The organism is Kribbella catacumbae DSM 19601, from assembly GCF_000372465.1.
GTDB classification, from domain to species: domain Bacteria; phylum Actinomycetota; class Actinomycetes; order Propionibacteriales; family Kribbellaceae; genus Kribbella; species Kribbella catacumbae.
The window spans coordinates 13,164-34,063 of sequence record NZ_AQUZ01000006.1 but is presented as its reverse complement, the minus strand read 5'-3'; the positions used below and the strand labels follow the sequence as shown (position 1 = coordinate 34,063).

At 67.1% G+C, this 20,900-nt stretch carries 14 protein-coding genes; 8 read left to right on the top strand and 6 right to left on the bottom strand.

Annotated elements, in window-relative coordinates:
- Window positions 1–121: 121 nt before the first annotated feature.
- Together A3ES_RS0108355 and A3ES_RS53875 are read left to right on the top strand one after the other, a co-directional pair.
- Window positions 122–676 carry a winged helix-turn-helix domain-containing protein gene (locus A3ES_RS0108355; RefSeq protein WP_020386342.1) on the top strand — a complete coding sequence of 185 codons (555 nt, stop codon included), beginning with the start codon at window positions 122–124 and terminating at the stop codon, window positions 674–676.
- 231 nt (window positions 677–907) lie between these two features.
- A complete protein-coding gene (locus tag A3ES_RS53875) occupies window positions 908–1,081 on the top strand; it encodes a hypothetical protein (protein ID WP_157630398.1) in 174 nt (57 codons plus the stop codon).
- A gap of 455 nt (window positions 1,082–1,536) precedes the next feature.
- On the opposite strand, the gene A3ES_RS0108345 is transcribed toward A3ES_RS53875, so the two are convergent.
- Window positions 1,537–5,910 (bottom strand): S8 family serine peptidase, encoded by a 4,374-nt coding sequence (locus tag A3ES_RS0108345; protein WP_020386340.1) that lies wholly within the window; start codon window positions 5,908–5,910, stop codon window positions 1,537–1,539.
- 331 nt (window positions 5,911–6,241) lie between these two features.
- Between A3ES_RS0108345 and A3ES_RS0108340 the strand changes: the two genes are divergently transcribed.
- The 3 genes from A3ES_RS0108340 to A3ES_RS46615 are packed head-to-tail and all read left to right on the top strand — an operon-like array spanning window position 6,242 to window position 8,512.
- Complete coding sequence (locus tag A3ES_RS0108340; protein ID WP_020386339.1) at window positions 6,242–6,874, top strand: winged helix-turn-helix domain-containing protein; 633 nt, start codon at window positions 6,242–6,244, stop codon at window positions 6,872–6,874.
- 15 nt (window positions 6,875–6,889) lie between these two features.
- Window positions 6,890–7,318, top strand: a complete 429-nt coding sequence (locus A3ES_RS0108335; RefSeq protein ID WP_040454260.1) for a MarR family winged helix-turn-helix transcriptional regulator — start codon at window positions 6,890–6,892, stop codon at window positions 7,316–7,318.
- 18 nt (window positions 7,319–7,336) lie between these two features.
- Window positions 7,337–8,512, top strand: a complete 1,176-nt coding sequence (locus A3ES_RS46615) for a threonine synthase (protein ID WP_040454259.1) — start codon at window positions 7,337–7,339, stop codon at window positions 8,510–8,512.
- Here A3ES_RS46615 and A3ES_RS0108325 read toward each other — a convergent pair.
- Together A3ES_RS0108325 and A3ES_RS0108320 are read right to left on the bottom strand one after the other, a co-directional pair.
- On the bottom strand, window positions 8,509–8,892 hold the full coding sequence (locus A3ES_RS0108325; protein WP_020386336.1) for a hypothetical protein: 384 nt from the start codon (window positions 8,890–8,892) through the stop codon (window positions 8,509–8,511). The two genes, A3ES_RS46615 and A3ES_RS0108325, sit on opposite strands and share 4 nt — an antisense overlap.
- Window positions 8,893–8,934: 42 nt before the next feature.
- Window positions 8,935–10,923, bottom strand: coding sequence for an alpha-1,4-glucan--maltose-1-phosphate maltosyltransferase (locus tag A3ES_RS0108320; RefSeq protein ID WP_020386335.1), 1,989 nt, complete (start codon window positions 10,921–10,923; stop codon window positions 8,935–8,937).
- 292 nt (window positions 10,924–11,215) lie between these two features.
- On the opposite strand from A3ES_RS0108320, the gene glgP reads away from it, so the two are divergent.
- Window positions 11,216–13,813 carry an alpha-glucan family phosphorylase gene (gene glgP / locus A3ES_RS0108315; RefSeq protein ID WP_020386334.1) on the top strand — a complete coding sequence of 866 codons (2,598 nt, stop codon included), beginning with the start codon at window positions 11,216–11,218 and terminating at the stop codon, window positions 13,811–13,813.
- A gap of 393 nt (window positions 13,814–14,206) precedes the next feature.
- Here the strand turns inward: glgP and A3ES_RS0108310 are convergent, their stop codons facing one another.
- The 3 genes from A3ES_RS0108310 to A3ES_RS0108300 form a co-directional block, all read right to left on the bottom strand.
- A complete protein-coding gene (locus tag A3ES_RS0108310; protein ID WP_020386333.1) occupies window positions 14,207–14,551 on the bottom strand; it encodes a hypothetical protein in 345 nt (114 codons plus the stop codon).
- On the bottom strand, window positions 14,548–15,033 hold the full coding sequence (locus tag A3ES_RS0108305) for a hypothetical protein (RefSeq protein ID WP_020386332.1): 486 nt from the start codon (window positions 15,031–15,033) through the stop codon (window positions 14,548–14,550). The genes A3ES_RS0108310 and A3ES_RS0108305 overlap by 4 nt, the downstream gene beginning before the upstream one ends.
- A 1,391-nt stretch (window positions 15,034–16,424) precedes the next feature.
- Window positions 16,425–19,169, bottom strand: a complete 2,745-nt coding sequence (locus A3ES_RS0108300; RefSeq protein WP_020386331.1) for a glycoside hydrolase family 30 protein — start codon at window positions 19,167–19,169, stop codon at window positions 16,425–16,427.
- Window positions 19,170–19,420: 251 nt separating this feature from the next.
- On the opposite strand from A3ES_RS0108300, the gene A3ES_RS0108295 reads away from it, so the two are divergent.
- Window positions 19,421–20,002, top strand: coding sequence for a dihydrofolate reductase family protein (locus tag A3ES_RS0108295; RefSeq protein WP_020386330.1), 582 nt, complete (start codon window positions 19,421–19,423; stop codon window positions 20,000–20,002).
- Window positions 20,003–20,239: 237 nt separating this feature from the next.
- Window positions 20,240–20,845, top strand: coding sequence for a transposase (locus A3ES_RS46610; RefSeq protein WP_020386329.1), 606 nt, complete (start codon window positions 20,240–20,242; stop codon window positions 20,843–20,845).
- The last annotated feature ends 55 nt before the right edge of the window (window positions 20,846–20,900 follow it).

Genomic DNA, 20,900 nt, shown 5'->3' with positions numbered 1-20,900 from the left:
TTCGGACAGGTCGCATATGTGCCATCCGCAGGCGCCGGGAATCCCTTGACTTAGCCCTCGCGGTTCGAAGTACTGGGTCCCTGCGTCTGACCCCGGCACGCGTTTTGAACGGAGGGGCTCCATGGAGAGGCTGCCGGATTCGTCGTTGATCATCGGGGTGGCCACGACCACGGCCGAGCGGGTCCAACTCGCTCGGCTGCTCGGGGGTGCCGACGCGCTGCTGCTCGTGTCCAGCGCGGAACAGGCTCGCGCCTTCCTCGCGCTGACCACGCCGGCCGAGTCGGCGCCCGTAGTACTGACACCTGACGTCGTACCGACCGTAGTTGCTGCCCAGATCGAGGCAGCTCTGCCTACGTCTGCTCCGCTGGTTGTCGCGCCTGTGTCCGACGCCGCCCTGAAGCTCGACGAGGAACGCCGCATCGTCCGCTGGAAGGACCGCGAAATGCGGCTGACCCGGCTGGAGCACGACTTCCTGCACTGCCTGGTAGAGGAACCAGGCAAGGTCTGGACCTACCAGCGCCTGCACCACGCCGTCTGGGGCAACGAACACCTAGGCCACGGCTCCCACATCCACTCGGTCGTCAAACGCCTCCGCCAGAAGCTGGCAAGCCTCGGAGCCGCCGTGACGATCCACGCCGTGCGGGGCGTCGGCTTCCATCTGCTACCCGCCGCCTGAAGTCCCACCTGCTGCCCCGCTGCCTAAAGCGGGCGGACGTCAAGCAGCCTGAAGGGGCGGAGGCCCATCCCATCAATGGGTCGCCCGTGCCCCCACGCCGACGCTCGCCTCAGCGGGCGGCCGCGGTCGGACGGGAGGGTTTGATGGGATGGGTCTCCGCCGATCCATGACGCTCGGTGTACCACGCCATCCATTCGAGTGACCTTCTCGCAGTTCGCGCGTTAGACGTATATGGCTGATCCCGTGGTGTCGGAGGTTGCTGGGGTAGTACTCCCGACGTTCGATCTGCGCGAGCTAGTGCGCAAGATCGCCCACCGCCTGGAGGTCGACGAAGACACCGCCTCCCTGATCCTCGACCGCGAGTACGACGACCAGCCCGAGGATCTGCAACTCGAGACTGCCTGAGCCTTCGGCGGTTGGTCGCCTTCGGTGGAGTGGTCACCGCGTTTGGGGAAGCCGTGCCGGTTGGCGGGTTGGTCTGCGAGCTTTCCGGCATGGTGACCCGCACGCGCTGAGGGGGCTTAACCCCTCTGCGGGTGGTCCGCCCCTTGGTCTGCCAGGGAGCGAACCCCGCGAAGGGGAGTTGGCCCCACGCTTTGTGCCCACGAGGTCCGGCCAAAGCCATCTGGTACGCCGTGCTGAGGGCACCCGTGCCAAGCGGGTGACGAAGGTGCCCACGCCGCTTGGTGCGTTGTGCCGAAGGGAGTCCGTGCCGAGCGAGGCGACGAAGGAGCCCCACGCCAAATTGTGCGCTGTGCCGAGGGGCACTCGTGTCGTGCGGGAGCCGGCGTGGGAAGTAGGACCGGCCCCGGACAGGAACTCCTGTCCGGGGCCGGCGTACCAGCTATTCAGTTAGCGGACTACCGCGTCGCCTTCAGAGCGAAGTCCTCGACGACAACTTCTCCACTGACCAGCCTGGTCGTCCTGGTTTGCGGCTTGTAGCCGTCCTTGGCTGCGATCATGGTCAGCGGGTTGTTGCGGCGGTCCAGCCAGTAGGCGTAGCCGCCGTCCTTGTCGGTGATGAAGGTGTACTCCTGGGCCCACGAGTCGACCTGGACAGTGGCGCCCGGGAGAGGAGCAGTGGTGCCGGAGATGGCGACCCCGGTGACCGTGCCCGCGAGCTTGCTCCACGTGGTCGGCGGCGTGACGTTCATCTTCACGTCGACCGGTGCCACGCTGTACGGGGTGTTCTCGCCGATGGTGACCGTACCGGTGTAGGTGCCCGGCTGGTCGACAGCGGCGCTCAGGCCCACCTTGACGATGACCTGCTCGCCCGGGGCCAGGGTGGCCTCGGTCTTGTCGAGCGTCATCCAGCTGACGTCGGCCGACGACTCGGAGCAGTTCTCGAGGCCGGGGAGGGCCTCACTGTTCACGGTCGCGGTGAAGCCGCCGGACGAGCCACCGACCTTGTAGAAGCCACAAGCCGCACCACCGCGGTAGCGGGGCTGGTTGGCGTTCGGCAGTGCGGCCCAGGTGCCGGCCGCCGGGTCGAAAGCGAAACCGGCGTTGGTGACGGCACCGGTCTGGACACCGCCGACGACGAGCAGCTTGCCACCGGCGACGGCGAAGGCCGCTGCCCAGTGGTCGGCCGGGGAGTCGGCGATCGGGGTCCAGGAGTTCGCTCCCGGGTCGTAGACGTAGCCGGCCTTCTGAGCCACGGCGCCGTCGTTGCCGCCGGAGCAGTAGAGCTTGCCGTCGATGGCGCCGCAGGATGCGAACGCGACCGACTTCGGGTAGTTGGCAAGCGTGGACCAGCTGTTCGCCGCCGCGTCGTAGGCGACGACGGAGTTCGACATCGGAGTACAGGCGGCCGTGGTGCAGCCACCGATGGCGTACAGCTTGCCGTCGAGGACAGCCTGCCCGGCGGCCGCACGCGGAGCCGGGTTGGCGGCTACTGCGGACCAGGCGTTGGTGGCCGGGTCGTACGACCAGGTACCGGCGTCAGGACCGGACGGTCCCCAGCCAGAGCTGGCGATGATCTTGCCGTTGACCGCACCGACGGTGACGGCGTTGCGAGCACCCGGCAGCGGGGCGATCGCGGTCCAGGCCAAGGTGGCCGGGTCGTACACGTAGCTGTTGGCAGTGGATGCGCTGCCGTTGCCACCCGCGATCGAGTAGACCTTGCCGTCGAGGTTGACCACCCGGTTGTCCATCACGGTCGCCGGGTAGTTGGCGATGTCCGTCCACGGAGCCGCAAGCGGGTTCCGTACGGCGGGCGGGCCGGCCATCTTGCCGGACTGCTTGCTGCCGAACGAAGTCTCCACCTGCAGACGCTGCAGCGGGGCCCCGGTGCTGTTCAGGACCTGGGACTGCGTGGTCTTGGTCCCGTTGGCGTTGTTCAGCGTGAAGCCGCCGTCGCGCTCCCCGAACTTCAGGTCGACGTCCGCGCCACCGGTGTTGGTGACGGTGAACGACTTGGTGACCTTGCCGCCGGGCAGCCTCAGGTTCGCCTCGAGCGCGCTCGGCGCGACCGAGATCCGGCCGGCCGCGAGGCTGTAGTCGGCCTGGGTGACCCAGTCCGCCTCGACGGTGACCGACTGCTGCGAGCTGGTGTAGTTGCCTGCCTTGGCGGTGTAGCCGTGCGAGCCGTCGTCAGCGGAGTAGAGCCAGTAGAAGCCGTCGGCCAGGCCGGCGTCTTCGGGGGTGGCGACGGTGGTCGCGGTCTCGGCCGGCTTGTCGTCACGGCTGACGACGGCGCCGTTCACGAAGCCGTTGGTGTTGGCGTCCTTGACGTTGCCGACGACGAGACCGCCGCCGGTCGGCACGCAGTTGACCTGGCTGCCGATCAGGACGTTGTCGACCTCCCACCACCACTCGTACGAAGCGAGGTAGTAGTGGAAGCGGACCTGTACTGCGGACTGTCCAGCCGCCTGCGGGATCGCGATCTCCTTGACGCCACGGACGTCCGCGGCCTGGGTGAGAACGTTGGTCCAGGTGGTACCGCCGTCGATGGACAGGTCGACCTCGGCCTTCTCTCCTCCGAGGTAGTTGAAGTCCTGGTTGAACTTGATCTTCGGAGCGGTGACCGCGCTCAGGTCCACGACCGGACTGACCAGCGAGGTGTCCTGCGACCCGCCGGAGCCGTACTTGTCGCTGTCGATGATCGCGAAGCCGCCGGTCGAGCCGGTCAGGTTGCCGCGGTTGCCGACGTCCTCGAACTTCCAGACCTGGCCGTTGCCCTTGTTGTCGACGACGGTCCAGCCGCTCGGCGCGGTCTTGGCGTCGAACGTCTCGTAGACGCCGTCGGAGCCGTACTTGTACCCCGGCGCCGTGTTGCACGCGTCGGTCCGGACCGGCACCGCCACGTTCTTGGTCAGGTTGCCCGCGCCGACCGTGATCGGCTGGCTGACGGTCTGGTAACCGGGCAGCTGGGTCACTACCTTCAGCGTGTACTCCGCGCTGGAGGGCACCTTGAAGGAGTAGCGGCCGTTGGTCGGGGTGGTGTAGTCGAACACGCCACCGGGACCCTCGACGCTGACCTTCGCGTACAGCGGCCAGCCGTGGCCGGAGCCGTCCGTGATGGTGCCGCCGACGCTCACCGTCGGAGCGGCCTCCAGGGCGAAGTTCTTCGTCGTCGTGGTGTTCACCGTGACGGTCGCCGTACCGGTCTGGCTCTTGTAGCCGAAGGCGGCCACGGTGAGCGAGTAGTCACCGGCGGGCAGTACGGCCGAGAAGCTGCCGTCCGTCGAGGTGGTCAGCTGCTTGTCCGGCGTACCGGTCTGCTTGACCGTCACTGCGGCACCGGCGATGGCGGCGCCACCCGTGGCGGTCACCTTGCCGTTCAGCGTGCCGGTGTCGCCGACAGGCGCCGCGTTCATCAGCGCGAGGGCGTCGAGCCGGCCCTCACCGAACACGTTGTTGTCGTCGGTCGTGCCGCCACACTGGGTGCTGGCTGCGTCGGTCGCAGTGTCGTCGAGCAGCGCGCGGGTCGCCGCGACGTCGCCCTTCAGGCTCGGCGCACCAGCCCACAGCAGCGCGACGACGCCCGCGAGGTGCGGAGCTGACATCGAGGTGCCGTTGAAGCTCGCATAGCCGTTTCCGGGAACGCTGGAGCGGACGTTGACGCCCGGGCCCGAGATGTTCGGCTTGATCGTGCCGTTCTGCCCGGCACCACGGCCGGAGAACGAGGCGATGTTGTTGTTGATGTCGTAGGCGCCGACGGAGTAGTTGCTGGTCGAGCTGCCGGGGGAGCCGCTGGTGTTACAAGCGGAGCCGCTGTTGCCGTTCGAGAAGACACCGAAGATGCCGGACGCGGCCCAGGCGAGGGTGACGTCCTCCATGAACGGATCGTTGGACGGCAGCCTGCTGCCCCACGAGTTGTTGACGATGTTCGGCCGCTTGCTCGCGTCCGGGTTCGTCCCGGCGAGGTTGGTCGGCTCGAGCATCCACTCGCCGGACGAGATCAGTGCCTCGTCGCTCGGGCAGCAGCCGTTGGCGGCGATCCACTTGACGGCCGGTGCGACGCCGATCTGGTTGGCGGCGCCGTCGTCGCCGGCCATGGTGCCCATCGTGTGGGTGCCGTGGCCGTTGGTGTCACAGGGCGCGGCCGCACAGGTGCCGGCGGCGTTGAACCAGTTGTAGTTGTGGTCGAAGGTGCCGTTGGGCAGCTTGCCGCGGTACTGGTTCACCAGTGACGGGTGGTCGTACTGCACGCCGGTGTCGATGTTGGCGATGACGATGCCCGCACCCTTGTCGCCGTACTGCGACCAGACCTGGTCGGCCTTGACGTTGGCGATGCCCCACTCGACCGCGTTGATCTCGTTCTGGTTGGTGCCCTGGCTGGTCTCCGGCACCTCGTACTTGACCGGGTTGTAGATCCCCTCGACCTCTGCGTGGCCGGCCAGGCTCTGCGCCAGCTCCAGCGATCCGCCCTTGACGACGATCGCGTTGGTGCCCCAGAAGGTCTTGTACTGCGCGTGCTGAGTATCGAGCTCGGCCTTGACTCCTGCCTGGCTCTCCGCGGCGGTCTTGCGCAGCGCGGCGGCGACGGCGGTGCCGCGCTCGGTCCAGTCCGTGATGGCGGAGGCCTTGCTCAGGTCGGCCTTGGCGCTGAACCGGACCCAGAAGTCGGTCGCCTCCTTGGCGTCCGCGCCTTCCAGTTTCGACAGCAGGTCAGGCTTGATCTTTGAGGCCGGCGCGGGCGTCGCGCCAGGCTTGCTGGGTGGTGCCGCTTGGGCCAGGCCGGAGGCGGCCAGCCCAGTGCTGATGACGGCCACCGCCGCCAGGGCACTCACCAGCGATCTGGCAAGTCCCCTCTTACGTGGATGTGACATCTCTGCAGCCCCTCACTTGTACGACCCCGAGTCGACTCCCCCGAGTCATGGTGCAGAGGTGCATGGCGCCGCAGGCAGGTGTGTGGTGAACCGGTTCTGCGAACGCTCCGTGCCCCCCAGGTCGCGACGTGTTACGCCGAGAGCCTGACGAGGACACTATGTGTCATGCAAAGGTCTGAACAAGCACACTTGGTGAGCAACATGTCACTGCCGGTTGGCTGCATCGAGGCAAGTTTCGCCAATGCTTGTCAATGCGTTGACGATTAAAGGCAAGCGTTGACATCGTGATCAGATGGTCACCGCCCGTGTCCCCGCCCCGAACGACGGCGCCCTCGATCTGACCGGTTCCGCCCAGGAGCCGTTTCCACTGCTGATCGCGGTGGCGGCGTCGCTGGAGGAACGGGTCCGGCTCGCTGAGCTCGTCGACGATGTCGCGCCACTGCTGCTCGTCTCCAGCCTGGATGAGCTGCGCAAGCTGATCGCTCCCGCGCAGCAACCGCCGCCGGTACCGCCGGAGCAGCCCGAGCCGCCCGAACCCGAGTCGGAGGCCGATCCGCCGGCCCGGACGGTGGCCCGCCGGCGTACCGAAGGGGACAGCCCGGAGGCCGACGTGCTGACGATCGACTCGGCGCGGTCGGTGGCCAAGTGGTGTGGCCGGGAGGTTCCGCTGACCGACCTCGAGCACGACCTGCTCACCTGGCTGATGACCGAACCGCTGCGGGTGTGGACCTATGAGGCTCTGCATCAGGCGGTCTGGCGGAACCGCCACCTGCGCGGTACTGCGGACGTCCACTCGCTGGTGAAGCGGGTCCGCCGCAAGCTCGACGAGCTGGGCACCACGGTCACCATCGACGCCGTCCGCGGTACCGGCTTCCGGCTCACCGACCACCAGCGTCCGTCGGTCACGGGGCTGCGCGCTGGTTGACAGTAGGCTGTCAAGGTGACAAGGGCTGAGAGTTACCGGTTGCTGATCGCGGACGTCTACGAGCTGGCCGGGCTGTCCCGGCGTAGCAGCGAGCAGACGGCGGCTGAGCACGGGCAGACGGTGGCTCGCTGGCACCTGATGAGTGTGCTGTCGGACCAGCCGTACACGGTGCCGGCGATCGCACGGCGGCTTGGACTGGTCCGGCAGAGCGTCCAGCGGGTGGCCGACGAGTTGGTTGCCGAAGGCATGGTCGAGAGGTCGGAAAACCCGGACCACCTGCGATCCCCGATGCACTCGCTCACCGACGCCGGTCGTCAGACGCTGCACGCGATCATCGCCGACTCGGACGCCGATCGCTCCCAGCGCATGACCCGCGCAGGCGTCACCATCGCCGACCTCGACCAGGCCCGCGACACTCTCCGCAAACTGCTGGCAGTTCTGTAGCGGGTAGCGTCTGGAAGCGTGCGCTTCTCCAGCTTGAGTCACCTCGACTGTCCCAAGTGCGGCCTTACCCATGACGCCGATCAGGTGATCGGGTTGTGCTCCTGCGGGTCGCCGCTGCTGGCCCGGTACGACCTCGAGGAGGTGCGAGCCGGGTTGCGCAAAGAGGAGCTCGCGTCGCGGCCGGCGGATCTGTGGCGGTACCACGAGTTGCTGCCGGTGCGGTCGGCGGAGAACGTGATCAGCCTGGGGGAGGGGATGACGCCGCTGCTCGCCTTGCCTGCTTATGGGCGTGAGTTGGGGGTCGAACGGCTGTTGATGAAGGACGAAGGGCTGATCCCGACCGGGACGTTCAAGGCGCGAGGCGCTGCCGTCGGGGTGTCGCGGGCGCGGGAGGTCGGCGTACGGAAGATCGCGATGCCGACGAATGGGAACGCCGGGTCGGCGTGGGCGACGTACGCGGCGCGCGCTGGGATGGATGCGCTGATCGCGATGCCGATCGCGGCGCCGGAGATCTGCCGGCGCGAGGTGACGGTGGTCGGTGCGGAACTGAAGCTGATCGACGGGCTGATCGGTGACGCGGGCGCGTGGGTGCGCGAGCAGTTGGCGACGCGCGGCGGGTACCAGGATGTGTCGACGTTGAAGGAGCCCTATCGGATCGAGGGCAAGAAGACGATGGGGCTGGAGATCGCGGAGCAACTCGGCTGGAAGTTGCCGGACGTGATCCTCTATCCGACCGGTGGGGGAGTCGGGCTGATCGGGATCTGGAAGGCGCTCGCGGAGCTGGCGTCGCTGGGCTGGGTCGACGAGCCGATGCCGCGGCTGGTCGCAGTACAGGCGACTGGGTGCGCGCCGATCGTGCAGGCGTTCGAGAAGGGGTTGCTCGAGAGCGAGCCTTGGCCGGATGCGAAGACTGTTGCCTTTGGCATCACTGTGCCGAAGGCGCTCGGTGATTTCCTTGTCCTGCAAGCGATTGCGGAGACCGACGGCTGCGCCGTTGCCGTCGACGACGAAGACATCCTCGCCGCTGAACGTCGAGTCGCCGAACTTGAAGGCGCCTTCATCTGTCCTGAGGGCGCGGCCAACTTTGCCGCGATCCGGCAACTAAGAACCTCCGGCTGGATCAAGGCCGACGAGCAAGTAGTTGCCCTCAACACCGGTACCGGCCTGAAGTACCCGGAGACCGTCCCGCTCTAGTCCTCGGCGCGTAATTGCTGCCAGCGAGTGGTGAGCACCAGGCCCGCGACGAGGCCGAGCGGGAACAGATAGAAGTAGTCAGGCCCGCGGCTGACCATCTCGCCGAACGGCAGCATAGACAGCACGACAACCAGCACAAGCAAACCGGCCGGAACGGAGAGCCGCTCGGCGAGATCGCGAGGGCTGTACCACTGCCACAGCACCCCGGTCAGGATTCCGATCAGCGTAAACACGCCCATGCCGACCTGGTCCGTGCGGCTGATCACCTTCTCCACGCCGCCGGTGGTGAACTCCGACAGCACGAAACTCGCGATCGCCGGAAACAGCCAGCCCGTCTTCAGACGTGTCTCCGGTGAGACCCGTTCACGAATCTTCATCATCGCCCCCCACCTCACTCGTGTGAGGGCGATGATCTCACCTGATCAGGCCTGGCCGCGCCGTACCGCGAGGATGTGGGCGGGATCGCCGTTCGGGTCGAGCTTCACGTAGTTCTGCTGGCCCCAGCGCCAAGTCGCACCCGTGACCTCGTCGTACACGGTGAAGGTGTCCTCGGGGCGCATGCCAAGCGCGGCCATGTCGAGGTGGACGACGGACTCGCGGACCGAGTGCGGGTCGGTGTTCACCACGACGATGACCGTGTCACTGTGGCCGTCGGGTCCGGTGACGCGCTTGGAGAAGCACATGATCGCTTCGTCGTCGACCGAGTGCAGGCTCAGGTTGCGCAACTGCTGCAGCGCGGGGTGCCTGCGACGGATGTTGTTGAGCAGCGTCAGGTACGGCGCCAGCGTGCGGTTCTCCGCCGCGGCAGCCTCCCAGTCGCGCGGGCGCAGCTGGAACTTCTCGGTGTCCAGGTACTCCTCGGAGCCCGGCCGCAGCGCGACGTGCTCATACAACTCGAAGCCCGCGTAGACGCCCCACGCCGGTGACGACGTGGCCGCGATCGCCGCACGGATCTTGAACGCGCCCGGACCGCCGTACTGCAGGTACGCCGTCAGGATGTCGGGCGTGTTCACGAAGAAGTTCGGCCGCAGGAAGTGGCCCGTCTCCTTCGTCAGTTCCTGCAGGTACTCCTCCAGCTCCCACTTCTCGTTGCGCCAGGTGAAGTACGTGTACGACTGGTGGAAACCGACCTTCGCCAGCTCGCGCATCATCGGCCGGCGGGTGAACGCCTCGGACAGGAAGATCACGTCCGGGTCGGTCTTCCGGATCTCGCCGAGCAGCCACTCCCAGAAGTTGACCGGCTTGGTGTGCGGGTTGTCGACCCGGAACACGGTGACACCGTGCGCGATCCACAGCTTCAACACCCGCAGGATCTCGGCGTAGATGCCTTCGGGATCGTTGTCGAAGTTGATCGGGTAGATGTCCTGGTACTTCTTCGGCGGGTTCTCGGCGTACGCGATCGAGCCGTCGGCGCGGACGTTGAACCATTTCGGGTGCTCGGTCACCCAGGGGTGGTCCGGCGAGGCCTGCAGGGCGAAGTCGATGGCGACTTCGAGGCCGAGCTCGCGCGCCCGGGCGACGAACGCGTCGAAGTCCTCGAAGGTGCCGAGCTCGGGATGGATCGCGTCGTGGCCGCCGTCGGCACTGCCGATCGCCCACGGTGATCCCGGGTCGCCCGGCTTCGGGTCGAGGGTGTTGTTCGGGCCCTTGCGGTACGACTGGCCGATCGGGTGGACCGGCGGCACGTAGAGCACGTCGAAGCCCATCGCGGCGACGGCGTCGAGGCGCTCGGCCGCAGTACGGAAGGTGCCGGAGATCCACTCCTGCTTCTCTTCGTCGTACGTCGCGCCCTCGGAGCGCGGGAAGAACTCGTACCAGCTGCCGTACAAGGCGAGTTGGCGATCGACCCACACCGGATACGTCTCCGACGAGGTGATCAGCTCGCGGACCGGGTAACGACCGAGCGCCGAGCGCACCTGCGGCGAGATCCCCGCGGCCAGTCGCGCCTCGGCCGGCAACGCGCCGTTCGCCAGCGCCTGCGCGGCATCGCTCAACGTCGACCGATCAACCCGTACTGCGGGCGGCACGCCGGCCGCGGCGCGATCGAAGAAGGCCGCGCCCTCGGCGAACATCAGGTCGGTGTCGATCCCGGCCGGGATCTTGATCTCGGCGTTGTGCCGCCACGTCCCGTACGGGTCGCTCCAGCCCTCGACCGCGAAGGTCCACGCGCCCTGCTCCTGCAGGGTGACGTCGACCGTCCAGCGGTCCGTGCCCTGCCCGACCGGCGTCATCAGCATCCGTCTGGTCTGTCCCGTCGGCGACGTCAGTACGACGTTCGCGTTCACCGCGTCGTGTCCCTCGCGGAACACGGTGGCCGCGATGGTGAAGGTCTCTCCGACTGACGACTTGGCCGGATACGCTCCGGCGTCGACGGTCGGGCTGACGTCGGTGATCGGGATGCGCCCAGTCATGGAGTTAACGAACCTTCGCTTTCCGACTCGCGGGGACAGAGAAGTACAGCACTGACGGTATCGGTTCCCAAGCCCGGCGCGCGCCATGCACCCTTCGATCATTCGTCGCCTTTTTACCCGCCGTCTCGAAGTGCGGTCGGCTACCGGTGCCCCAGCGGGTAAAAAGGCGACGAATGATCGAAGGGTTTGGGGGGTGGTGGTGATGGGGTTCGTTCTGCAAGATCTTGCTCGCGTTGCAAAATCGATGCATCCCGGGCGTGCTCCGAGCTGCTGAGGCCGGTACGGTGTCCCGGTGCGAGCGATACGACGATTCTCCGTCCGCCCTGTCCTGCCCGAGCCGCTGACCGGTCTCGGCACCCTGGTGAACAACTTGCGCTGGGCCTGGCACCCCGAGACGCAAGACGTTTTCGAGGCTGTCGACCCGCAGTTGTGGCGCAGTACCGGTGGTGACCCGGTCCGGCTCCTCGGTGAGGTCCCGGCGGCCCGGCTCGACGAGCTGGCCAACGACCAAGCCTTCCTGCGCCGGCTCGAACTGGCCGTAGCCGACCTGACCGGCTACGTGACCGACGACCGCTGGTTCCAGGCCGAAGCCGGTACGCCGGTCAACTCGGTGGCCTACTTCTCCCCGGAGTACGGCATCACCCACGTGCTGCCGCAGTACTCCGGTGGGCTCGGCATCCTGGCGGGTGACCACCTGAAGGCCGCGAGCGACCTCGGTGTCCCGCTGATCGGTGTCGGCCTGCTCTACCGGCACGGCTACTTCGGTCAGTCGCTGAACCGCGAGGGCTGGCAGCAAGAGCGGTACCCGCTCGTCGACCCGGACGGGCTGCCGATCAGCCTGCTCCGCGACGGCGACGCTCCGGCCACCATCAACGTGACGCTGCCCGGCGGCCGCAAGCTGTGCGCGCAGATCTGGGTCGCCCAGGTCGGCCGGGTGCCGCTGCTGATGCTCGACTCCGACATGGAGGACAACGAGGCCGCCGAGCGCGAGGTCACCGACCGCCTGTACGGCGGTACGACCGAGCACCGGCTGCTGCAGGAGCTCCTGCTGGGTGTCGGCGGTGTCCGCGCGGTGCGCGAGTACTGCCGGATCACCGGGCATGCGGCCCCTGAGGTGTTCCACACCAACGAAGGCCACGCCGGTTTCCTCGGCATCGAGCGGATCCGCGAGCTCGCCGCCGACCAGGGCCTCGACTTCGACACCGCGCTCGAGGTGGCCCGCGGCGGCACCGTCTTCACCACCCACACGCCGGTCCCGGCCGGTATCGACCGCTTCCCGGTCGAGCTGATCCAGCAGCACTTCTCGCCGGACGCGTTCGGCGACGGCGTACCGATCGACCGGATCCTCGCGCTCGGCGCCGAGGACTTCGAAGGCGGCGACCCGGGCGTCTTCAACATGGCGATCATGGGTCTGCGACTGGCCCAGCGCGCCAACGGCGTCTCCAAGCTGCACGGTGTCGTCAGCCGGGGCATGTTCGCCGGCCTGTGGCCGAGCTTCGACCCGGCCGACGTACCGATCACCTCGATCACCAACGGCGTACACGCGCCGACCTGGGTGGCCCGGGAGATCTCCGGCCTGACCTACGCGGCCGCCGACCAGGGTGATTCCGAGGAGATGTTCGAGGGTCTGGACAAGACCACCGACGCTCAGCTGTGGGAGACGAAGCGGATGCTGCGGCAGCGCTTCATCGACGACACCCGCGCCCGCGTCCGCGCCTCCTGGGTGAACCGCGGCGCCAGCGAGGCCGAGCTCGGCTGGGTCGACTCGATCCTCGACCCCGACGTCCTGACGATGGGCTTCGCCCGCCGCGTACCGTCGTACAAGCGGCTGACGCTGATGCTGCGCGACCCCGCCCGGCTGAAGGCGATGCTGCTGCACCCGACCCGGCCGATCCAGATCGTGATCGCGGGCAAGGCGCACCCGGCCGACGAGGGCGGCAAGAAGCTGATCCAGGAAATGGTCCGCTTCGCCGACGACCCAGAGGTCCGGCACCGGATCGTCTTCGTGCCCGACTACGACATCGCGCTCGCGCAGCCGATGTACCCGGGCTGCGACGTCTGGCTGAACAACCCGCTGCGGCCCTACGAGGCGTGCGGTACCTCGGGCATGAAGGCGGCACTGAACGGTGCTCTGAACTTGTCCATCCGCGACGGCTGGTGGGACGAGTGGTACGACGACGAGTTCGGCTGGGCGATCCCGTCTGCTGAAGGTATCGAGGACACGGATCGTCGTGATGACCTCGAGGCGCACGCTTTGTATGACCTGATCGAGAAGCAGGTCGCGCCGCGCTTCTACGACGGCGAGGTCCCCGGCCGCTGGATCGAGATGCTCCGGCACACGATCAAGGAACTCGGCCCGAAGGTGCTCGCCACCCGGATGGTTCGGGACTATGTCGAGCAGCTCTATGTCCCGGCGGCGCACTCGTCGCGGAAGCTCAACTCGACGTACGAGGGTGCCCGCCAGCTCGCCACCTGGAAGAAGCAGGTGCGGGCCGCTTGGTCGCAGATCCGCGTCGACCACGTGGAGTTGCAGGGGCTGGGGGATGTGCCGCAGCTTGGTACTACGGTCGGCATCCGGGCGTTCGTGACGCTGGGCGATCTGACGCCATCGGACATCGACGTCGAGGCGCTGCACGGGCGGGTGAACTCGGAGGACGAGATCACCGACCCGGTGCGGGTGTCGCTGTCGCTGGCCGAGACGTACGAAGGCAACCGCCACCGCTTTGAGGGCGAACTGAAGCTGGATCGAACCGGGCCTTTCGGCTACACGGTCCGCGTCCTGCCGAAGCACCCGATGCTCGCGAGCAACGCGGAACTCGGCCTGGCGGCTGGGCCGTCGGATCCTGAGGACCCGGAAACCCCGGACCTCCCAGCAGGCTCCGAATTCTGAGTCACTGAACGCGGGCCCCGCCTACCTCACTAGGCGGGGCCCGCGTTCTGTCGTTCTCCCCACGCCGGCGCCTCGCACGCTCCTGCGTCGCTCTCTCGGCGCCTAGCTCCCGCCCACCCCGGATCGCGGGCTCCTCCGTCGCCCGCTTGGTGAAGGCGAGTTGAGTGGTGCGCCGTCGCTGGGTGTCCCGCGCTGGCGCCATGCTCGCTCCTGCATCGCCCGCTTGAGTGAGTTGATGTGGTGCCCGGTGCCCGGTGCCCGGTGCCCGGTCGTGCGGTTGTCGCCGAGGTGTTCACGCGGTAGCAATTGTTGCTGTGAGCCCCTATTGGGCAGAAGGGTCAGGCCGCTCGGGAGTGGCGCGACAGACGCCCGACCGCGGCCGTGTCGGACGAGCTAATCCGTGGCCTTCGGATGTCCTGTTCCTGCCCACCTGATCCACACCGTCTTGCTGTCGGGATCGACCACGTACCAGATTCGCCCGCCGGCGGTCACCTCGTACTGCCACTGCTCGAGCCCGCAGATCGTGCCGAGGCTGCCCTTCAGTCGATGGTGCCGGGTGGTAGTCGGAAACGGTGTCGGATCGGTCCGGATCGTCTCGTACGCCGTCCAGAGGTTGGCGCCAGCCTGCCGGGCCAAGTCTTCCCAGCCCTTGGCGGCCTCGGTGGTTCCGAACTTCAGGAGCCAACAACCGGGTTCTGCCGGCGGCGCGACCCGATCGTTCTTCTTGCCGGGGCTCACGAGGTCGCGTCGGGGGCGGAGACCGGTCCGGCGTCCTCGATGACCTCCGACCGCAGAACCTTCAGCAGTTCAGGGTCGGCGTACACCTGTGCGGTGTTCCGCCACTCGGTGATCAGCTGAAGGACAGGAGCCGGAGAGTCGACGTCGTGACTGGCGTCCCACACCGCGATCAGTTCCCGAACGAATTCGATCCGGTCGCCGGCCGGGAGGAACCGGAGCCACGGGAACACCTGAGGTAGAAGATCCAAGAGATGACTTGATCGCACGACGGGATCGCTCATGATCGCCCGCAGGAGGCGGGTCGCGACCTCCACCAGTTGGTCGTCCTGGGCCGACCGGGAAGCGGTCGTCAGGACGAGATCGTCCTCAGTGCCGCGGCGGTGCACACGCAGGGCCCGTCGCCGGCTCGACTTCAGCTTCTCGACGGTCTCGGTCGGGCGCTGCAACAGATCGGTGAACGTCACTTCCTGCATCTCGGCCATACCTCAAAGGTAGATGCTAGGTCGGGTTCTTGCAAAGCTCTTTGTGGCTGTCAGCGGGACCGCACCCCTCGGCCGCAGCTATCGTCGCCTGACGCAGTCGATCTGAGCGATGAGATCGAGTCTTGTCGGCAACTGACGGCCGCGCGAGCCGTTGGGGCCGAGTAGCCCGCGTTCTGATTCTCCCCACCCCGGCGCCTCGCTCGCTCCTGCCTCGTTCCTGGGCGCCTAGCTCCCGCCCACCCGGGCGCGGGCTCAGCCGGTACGTCGTTGGCGGCGGTCGTCGAGTGCGGGGTTGACCCCCCGCATCAGCCGTGCTTGGCAATGGAATCCCCTGTGGGAAGAACCGACGCGTGTGATAGCTGATGTCGCCACCACACAGGAACGTCGCTCGCCATGCCCAAGGTGTAGGCGATCGCCGCCGGGCTCGGCAGCGACTTCGCGGACAGCATCGGTGGGTGACGGCCCTGTGGCTGACTCCATAGCGTGAAAGTGGGCCGTACTGGCCGGTGCTCGTTGCCGTGAGACATGTTTGCAATGGCGGTGAGATTGCCTTGCCTCACGCTTGGCGAGTGCCCGGTCGATGAGCTGAGAGCAGGCGCGGTTCGCGCGCACCGAGGCCGTCTAGCAAGGAGAATCCGATGAAGACTTCGACACTGCTCCACGCCGTATGCCGTTCCCTGATGGTTACCGTGATGGGAGTAGCCATGGCTGTGGGGGTGAACCTTGCGCACGCTTCGGCTGCGCCACTTGAGCCGTGTGGCGGTGACCTATGTCGGATCGTGAGTCAGCCGGTAGCCAGGGCTATGGATGCGCACAACTGCGGTTCGGGGGAGTGTCTGACTGTAGTTGGGCTCCGGTTTATGGCCGCCCCGCCTGGCGGTTGTGGCAGCGATGGCTGCCGGTCCGCGGGTGAGGCGGCGAAACCGGAGTCCCGCGGGTGCGGTTCAGATCTATGCCTCGCTGTGGCTCAGGCAGGTTGGATCGCTGTGCCACCCGACCCCTGCGGTGGTGATGGGTGCATGGTCGCCGATGGGTCTCTGGTCGATGCGCCGGAGTTTTACCCGTGCACGGGAGGAGGGTGCTTGCCTGTCGCCCAGTTCAGCGAGGCGAAGGTTCCGGCGGGACCCTGCGGCAGCGACGCATGTCGACTCGGGGCAGCGGCTCCGCAGATAGCTTGAGGGCGGCGTCTTCAGCTTTCGCTCGGACGCATCGCAGCGGGCGTTTAGCAGGGTGGTCGGGGTGCCGGTGGCCGCGGGCTCATGCGAAGGCGGACCGCCACCACTACTGAACTCGGCGGCAATCGATTGCCATCGGGTATTTCGGGGTGTCGGCACCCGGTTCAGTAGTGCTGGCGGTCCGGCCTCTCCCGGGGCCGATCAGGCTGCCTGGTGTTACCCCGGCCCGGCCAGGACGTCGACGCCGTCGGTGGTGAATGTTCCTGTCACGACGGTGACTTTCAGCGTGTGCGAATTGTTCGCTGTCAGTCCGCGGAGCCAGTACGACGTCTGGCGGATGCCGGTCGGCCCGACCGCGATCCGCTGGGCGGGGCCACCGTCGACAGACACATCCACCGTGGCGCGTGCAGTTGCCCCGAAGATATTGAGCCCCGTGCCGCGGAACGGCACCGTCAACGACGCACCCGGGCTGAGCACATGCAGCGTTCTGTTGTAGTTCGCGAAGCCCACCTGCTGGAACTGCGCCGCACCGGAGTACATGAGGCCGGATGCTGTGTCGTCCAGCTTGTCCGAACGCCAGGCGTGCCCCTCGACCGGTACGACGGAAAGGTTGTCCCAGCTGTTCTGGTAGTAGCCGGACGTCAACGCGATGCGACCTGCCATCACCGGGTTCGGTGCCGCGTCGGTCCAGGTCGTCAGTTCGGAACCATCGACCGCCGGGACGAGCTGATTTTCCTTTGCCTCCAGCGAGATGCGGTGCCAGGCGTCCGAGTCGAAGTCCGCAATGGTGCCCGAAGCAACGACCGTGTCGAGCTTACGCAGTTGCCAGCCGCCCGCTGGGGATAGGCGCAGCGCGTAGGCCGCGAGATCCGATCCCTGGGTGACCACTTGCCGTACCCCGAGCCCGGCGAAGTTGGGAAGGGCAGGGTTGCGGACGCGCCCGTCGAAGCGTACGTCGATCGACGCGCGATAGTTCGCCCATGTGTGGTCGCCGAGAATCGTCGCCGGTGTGGCTGTCGAGAGACGGTTCTGGGAACCGTCGCCCCAGGCGTTCCAGGTATAGCCGCGGTTGTCCGCGTGAATCCGTTGCTGGAGGACGTTGCCGCCGCCGGATTCGACCACCTCGAAGGCGCCGTTCTGGTCGGCCGTGTAGCGCGGGGTTCCGCCACGCCGCTCCAGGTAGCTCAGGTCGACGCCGTTGACGTTCTCGGTCAGGTAGCCGGCGTACTCGAAGTCGTCGGAGTACGGGAGCCCAAGCGGTGAGTTCCCGGCCTTCGGCGCGTACTCGCCGGCGACGTACTCCTTGGCCGAGCGGTGGATTCCGCGGGCCAGTGACGACATGGTCAGGATCGAGTACGGCTCGACCTTGATGCGGTACACGGAGTACCGGCTGCCGTTGTCGCCGGTCTCCGTGCGCACCGGCGTGACGTACCCGAGGTTCTGGAAGTGGTTCACATCGACCGGTTGCGTGGCGGCGTTGTCCGGTCCTTTGGTCTGCCACAGGTGCAGCGGCGTCGCAGCTTTGGTACCGAGATCGGTCACCTTGACCTCGAAGTACCTGGCCTTGCCGGTGTTGTTGGCGTGGACCTGGGTGAAGTCGGTGCCAGGACCGTTGGCCCGCTTGGCCGGCTCCCGCAGGGTCAGGTACGTCCGGGTGCTCGAGTCGACCGCGGTACCACCGTCGGCGAACGTCCCGTCCCCATAACTGGCGCCCTCGATGTACTCCCACCCCTCGTCGATGAACTGCATGAAGTGCCGCACGAGGTTGATCCCGACGCCACCCTCGTAATAGCCGGACCACGGGTCGGAGGCCCGGATCAGGTGCTTAGGCGAGTACGACGATCCCTCGTACAGGGCGCTAACGGCCGGCTGAAAGAGGAAGGAGGTCATGTGCGCCGGGTTGTCACCGGAGCCGGACCACCGGTAGCCGTTGATGAACCGGTCCGCGATGTCGACCGCACCGACGGTTCCGCCGATCCCGCCCCGCTCGGGCTGGGCGTTGATGCGGTACTCCGGGTCGATCATCGGCGCGACACCCTCGGAGTACAGGACCTCCTTGCCGTACTCCTTGTTGAGCCGGGTGAGATTCGGTCCACCCCCGATCGTGTAATGGATGCCGATGGCATCGATCTGACCGAGCGCCTCGGGACTCTTCAAGATGGCCGCGGCGACCGTCTCGCCGTTGCGGTAGGAGTCCATCGCGACGACCTTGATCTTGGAGTAGTCGTAGCGGGCGTCGCCGGCCCGCGCATCCGCTTCGAGTCGTTTCCCGAAGTCGACCACCCAGCCGAGTTCGGAGCCGAGGTGATTCATGTTCAGCTCGTTCTGCGACGGGCTGAGGTAGTCGAACTTGACGCCGTACGTGTCGTACGCGGCGTCGATCGTCTCCTTGTACCACCGGTACCGGTCGGCCGGCCGGTTGCCCGTCCACGACGGCTCGCCCCAGCGCAGCGCCTCCACCTTGAGCTGCGGGTTGATCTTCTTCGCATCCGCGATCAGCCGGAAGCCCGCGCCACGAAGTACGTTCGCCGGCTCGTCCGCGCTGCGCTTCGTCGCGGGTTCGGCGCCTGACGAGGTGTCGGTGTCCGAGCCGAGCTCCACCTTGATGTGGTTGAGACCCGCACCGGTCCGCCGGTTGAACAGCAGATTGAGGATCCGCCAGTACGCCGCCGGGTTCTCCTCGCGGTAGTCGAGCAGCAGCCGCGACGTGTTGTTGCAGGAGACCGAACCGAAGCCACCGAAGACGTTGTACGCCGTACCGTCGTCGTCTCGCTCCACGTCGTCGCCGTCGACGACGATGTCACTCCAAGCGGTGGTGTCGTCCCCGAAGGACAGCCCGGGGGCCTTTCCCGCCTGATCGGAATCACTCACCGACGCGGCGACGTAGGGCGCGCTGGCCCAGATGGACGCGACCACCAGCGCCACGGATGCCGCCCGTCGCCACCGGATGTTGTGAAGCATGCTGCCTCCCACTGCCGAGTTGCCCAGGTCCTCTCCTCCGTTCCGGACGAGAGGCGCAGAGACCAAGGTCATCCGCCGCGGGCGGCAGCAACAAGACTGCGAAAGCATTCGATCAAAGACGACCACAACCACTCACCCGGCGTACTCCGGCCAGAACCTCGGCGCCGGCCCGTTGTCGAAATCGGGAGCCGCTCTTCGTTTGGAGGTAAACCGCGGATCCGCCCGCGCCGGACAAGCCAAGGAGACGACCGATGGCCAGCTCTGTTCTCTACATGTCGATGTCCCTCGATGGGTTCATCGCAGGTCCGAACGACACCCCGGAGAACCCGGGCGGTGACGAGTTCATGCGGTTGCACGACTGGTTTCTTACGCCAGATGGCGAGTTCGGCCGCCCGAATGGCCCGGCTGGAGAGGTGTACGACGAGATGGAGGGATACGGCGCCATCGTCGCGGGCCGCAACACCGTGGAGCAGGTCGACCACTGGAGTGGGGAGCGGCGCGGCGTACAGATCTTCGTTCCCAGCCATCGACCGCCCGGCCCGTCGGCTGCGAAGTACCCCAAGGTCACCTACGTCAACGGCGGGATCGCCAGCGCGATGGCCCAGGCGAAGGAAGCAGCCGGAGATCGCCACGTGCTGGTCCACGGCGCCTACACAGCACAAAGCGCCCTCGAGGCCGGAGTACTGGACGAACTCCAGATCCACCAGATCCCCGTGCTCTTCGGCAACGGCCGCCGCCTCTTCGACGTACTACCGTCGCGCATCGAGCTAGAGATCGTTCGCGTCGTCGACACCCCGGAAGCCACCCACCTCCGCTACCGCGTACGCCGCTGAATACAAATCCCTTGGCAAGGTGAGGCCACCCACTCTGTGCACCGCCTGAGCGTTCTACTCGGGAGTAGCTGACCGGGCGGTGCACAAAGATGACATGCATCGGCTGCCGCGGTAGCGGCTGGGGTTTTGGTGCGCTGTTGAGGAGACCTCCTCAGCTCAGACGCATCATCATCGGTTGTATCTATCCGTTTGCGTTGCGGGCGCTGGTGCGCCCGTTGGGAGCTTGAGGAGGTCCCGATGTCCATCGTAGGAGGGTTCGACATCCACCGGAAGCAGATCACGTTCGACTATCTCGATGTCGAGACCGGGCAGGTGCGGTGTGGCCAGATCGCGCCAGCCGATCGGGGGCAGCTGGCCGGGTGGCTGGCGGAGCGGTTCGGCGGGCGGGGTGATGTCGAGTTCGCGCTGGAGGGGTGTACGGGATGGCGGTATGTGGCCGAGGAACTCGCCCGCGCAGGGCTGGTGGCGCATCTGGCCGAGCCCGCCGACACGGCCGCGTTGCGGGGCCGCAAGCGGCACCCCAAGACCGACAAGACCGACAAGACCGACTCGCGGCACCTGCGGCAGACGTTGGCCGACGGGCGGCTGCCGGAGTGCTGGATCCCGCCGGGCCACGTCCTGGAGTGCCGGGCGCTGCTGGAGACCTACCGGGCATTGCGGGTCGAGCACACCGCCTGGGTGCAGCGCATCCACGCGGTCCTGTTCCACCAGGGTGCCTCGCAGTCGGGCGACCTGCGCACCGCGCAGGGCCGTGAGATGTTGCGGACGGTCGCGGCGACCCAGCTGTCCCCGGCCGGGCAGGTGCAGATCGCCACCGCGTTGGACGCTCGCCGCGCTCGATGAACAACTGGACGGGCTGCACCGCCGGCTGCTGGACGCCGCCAGGCATCTGACCGGC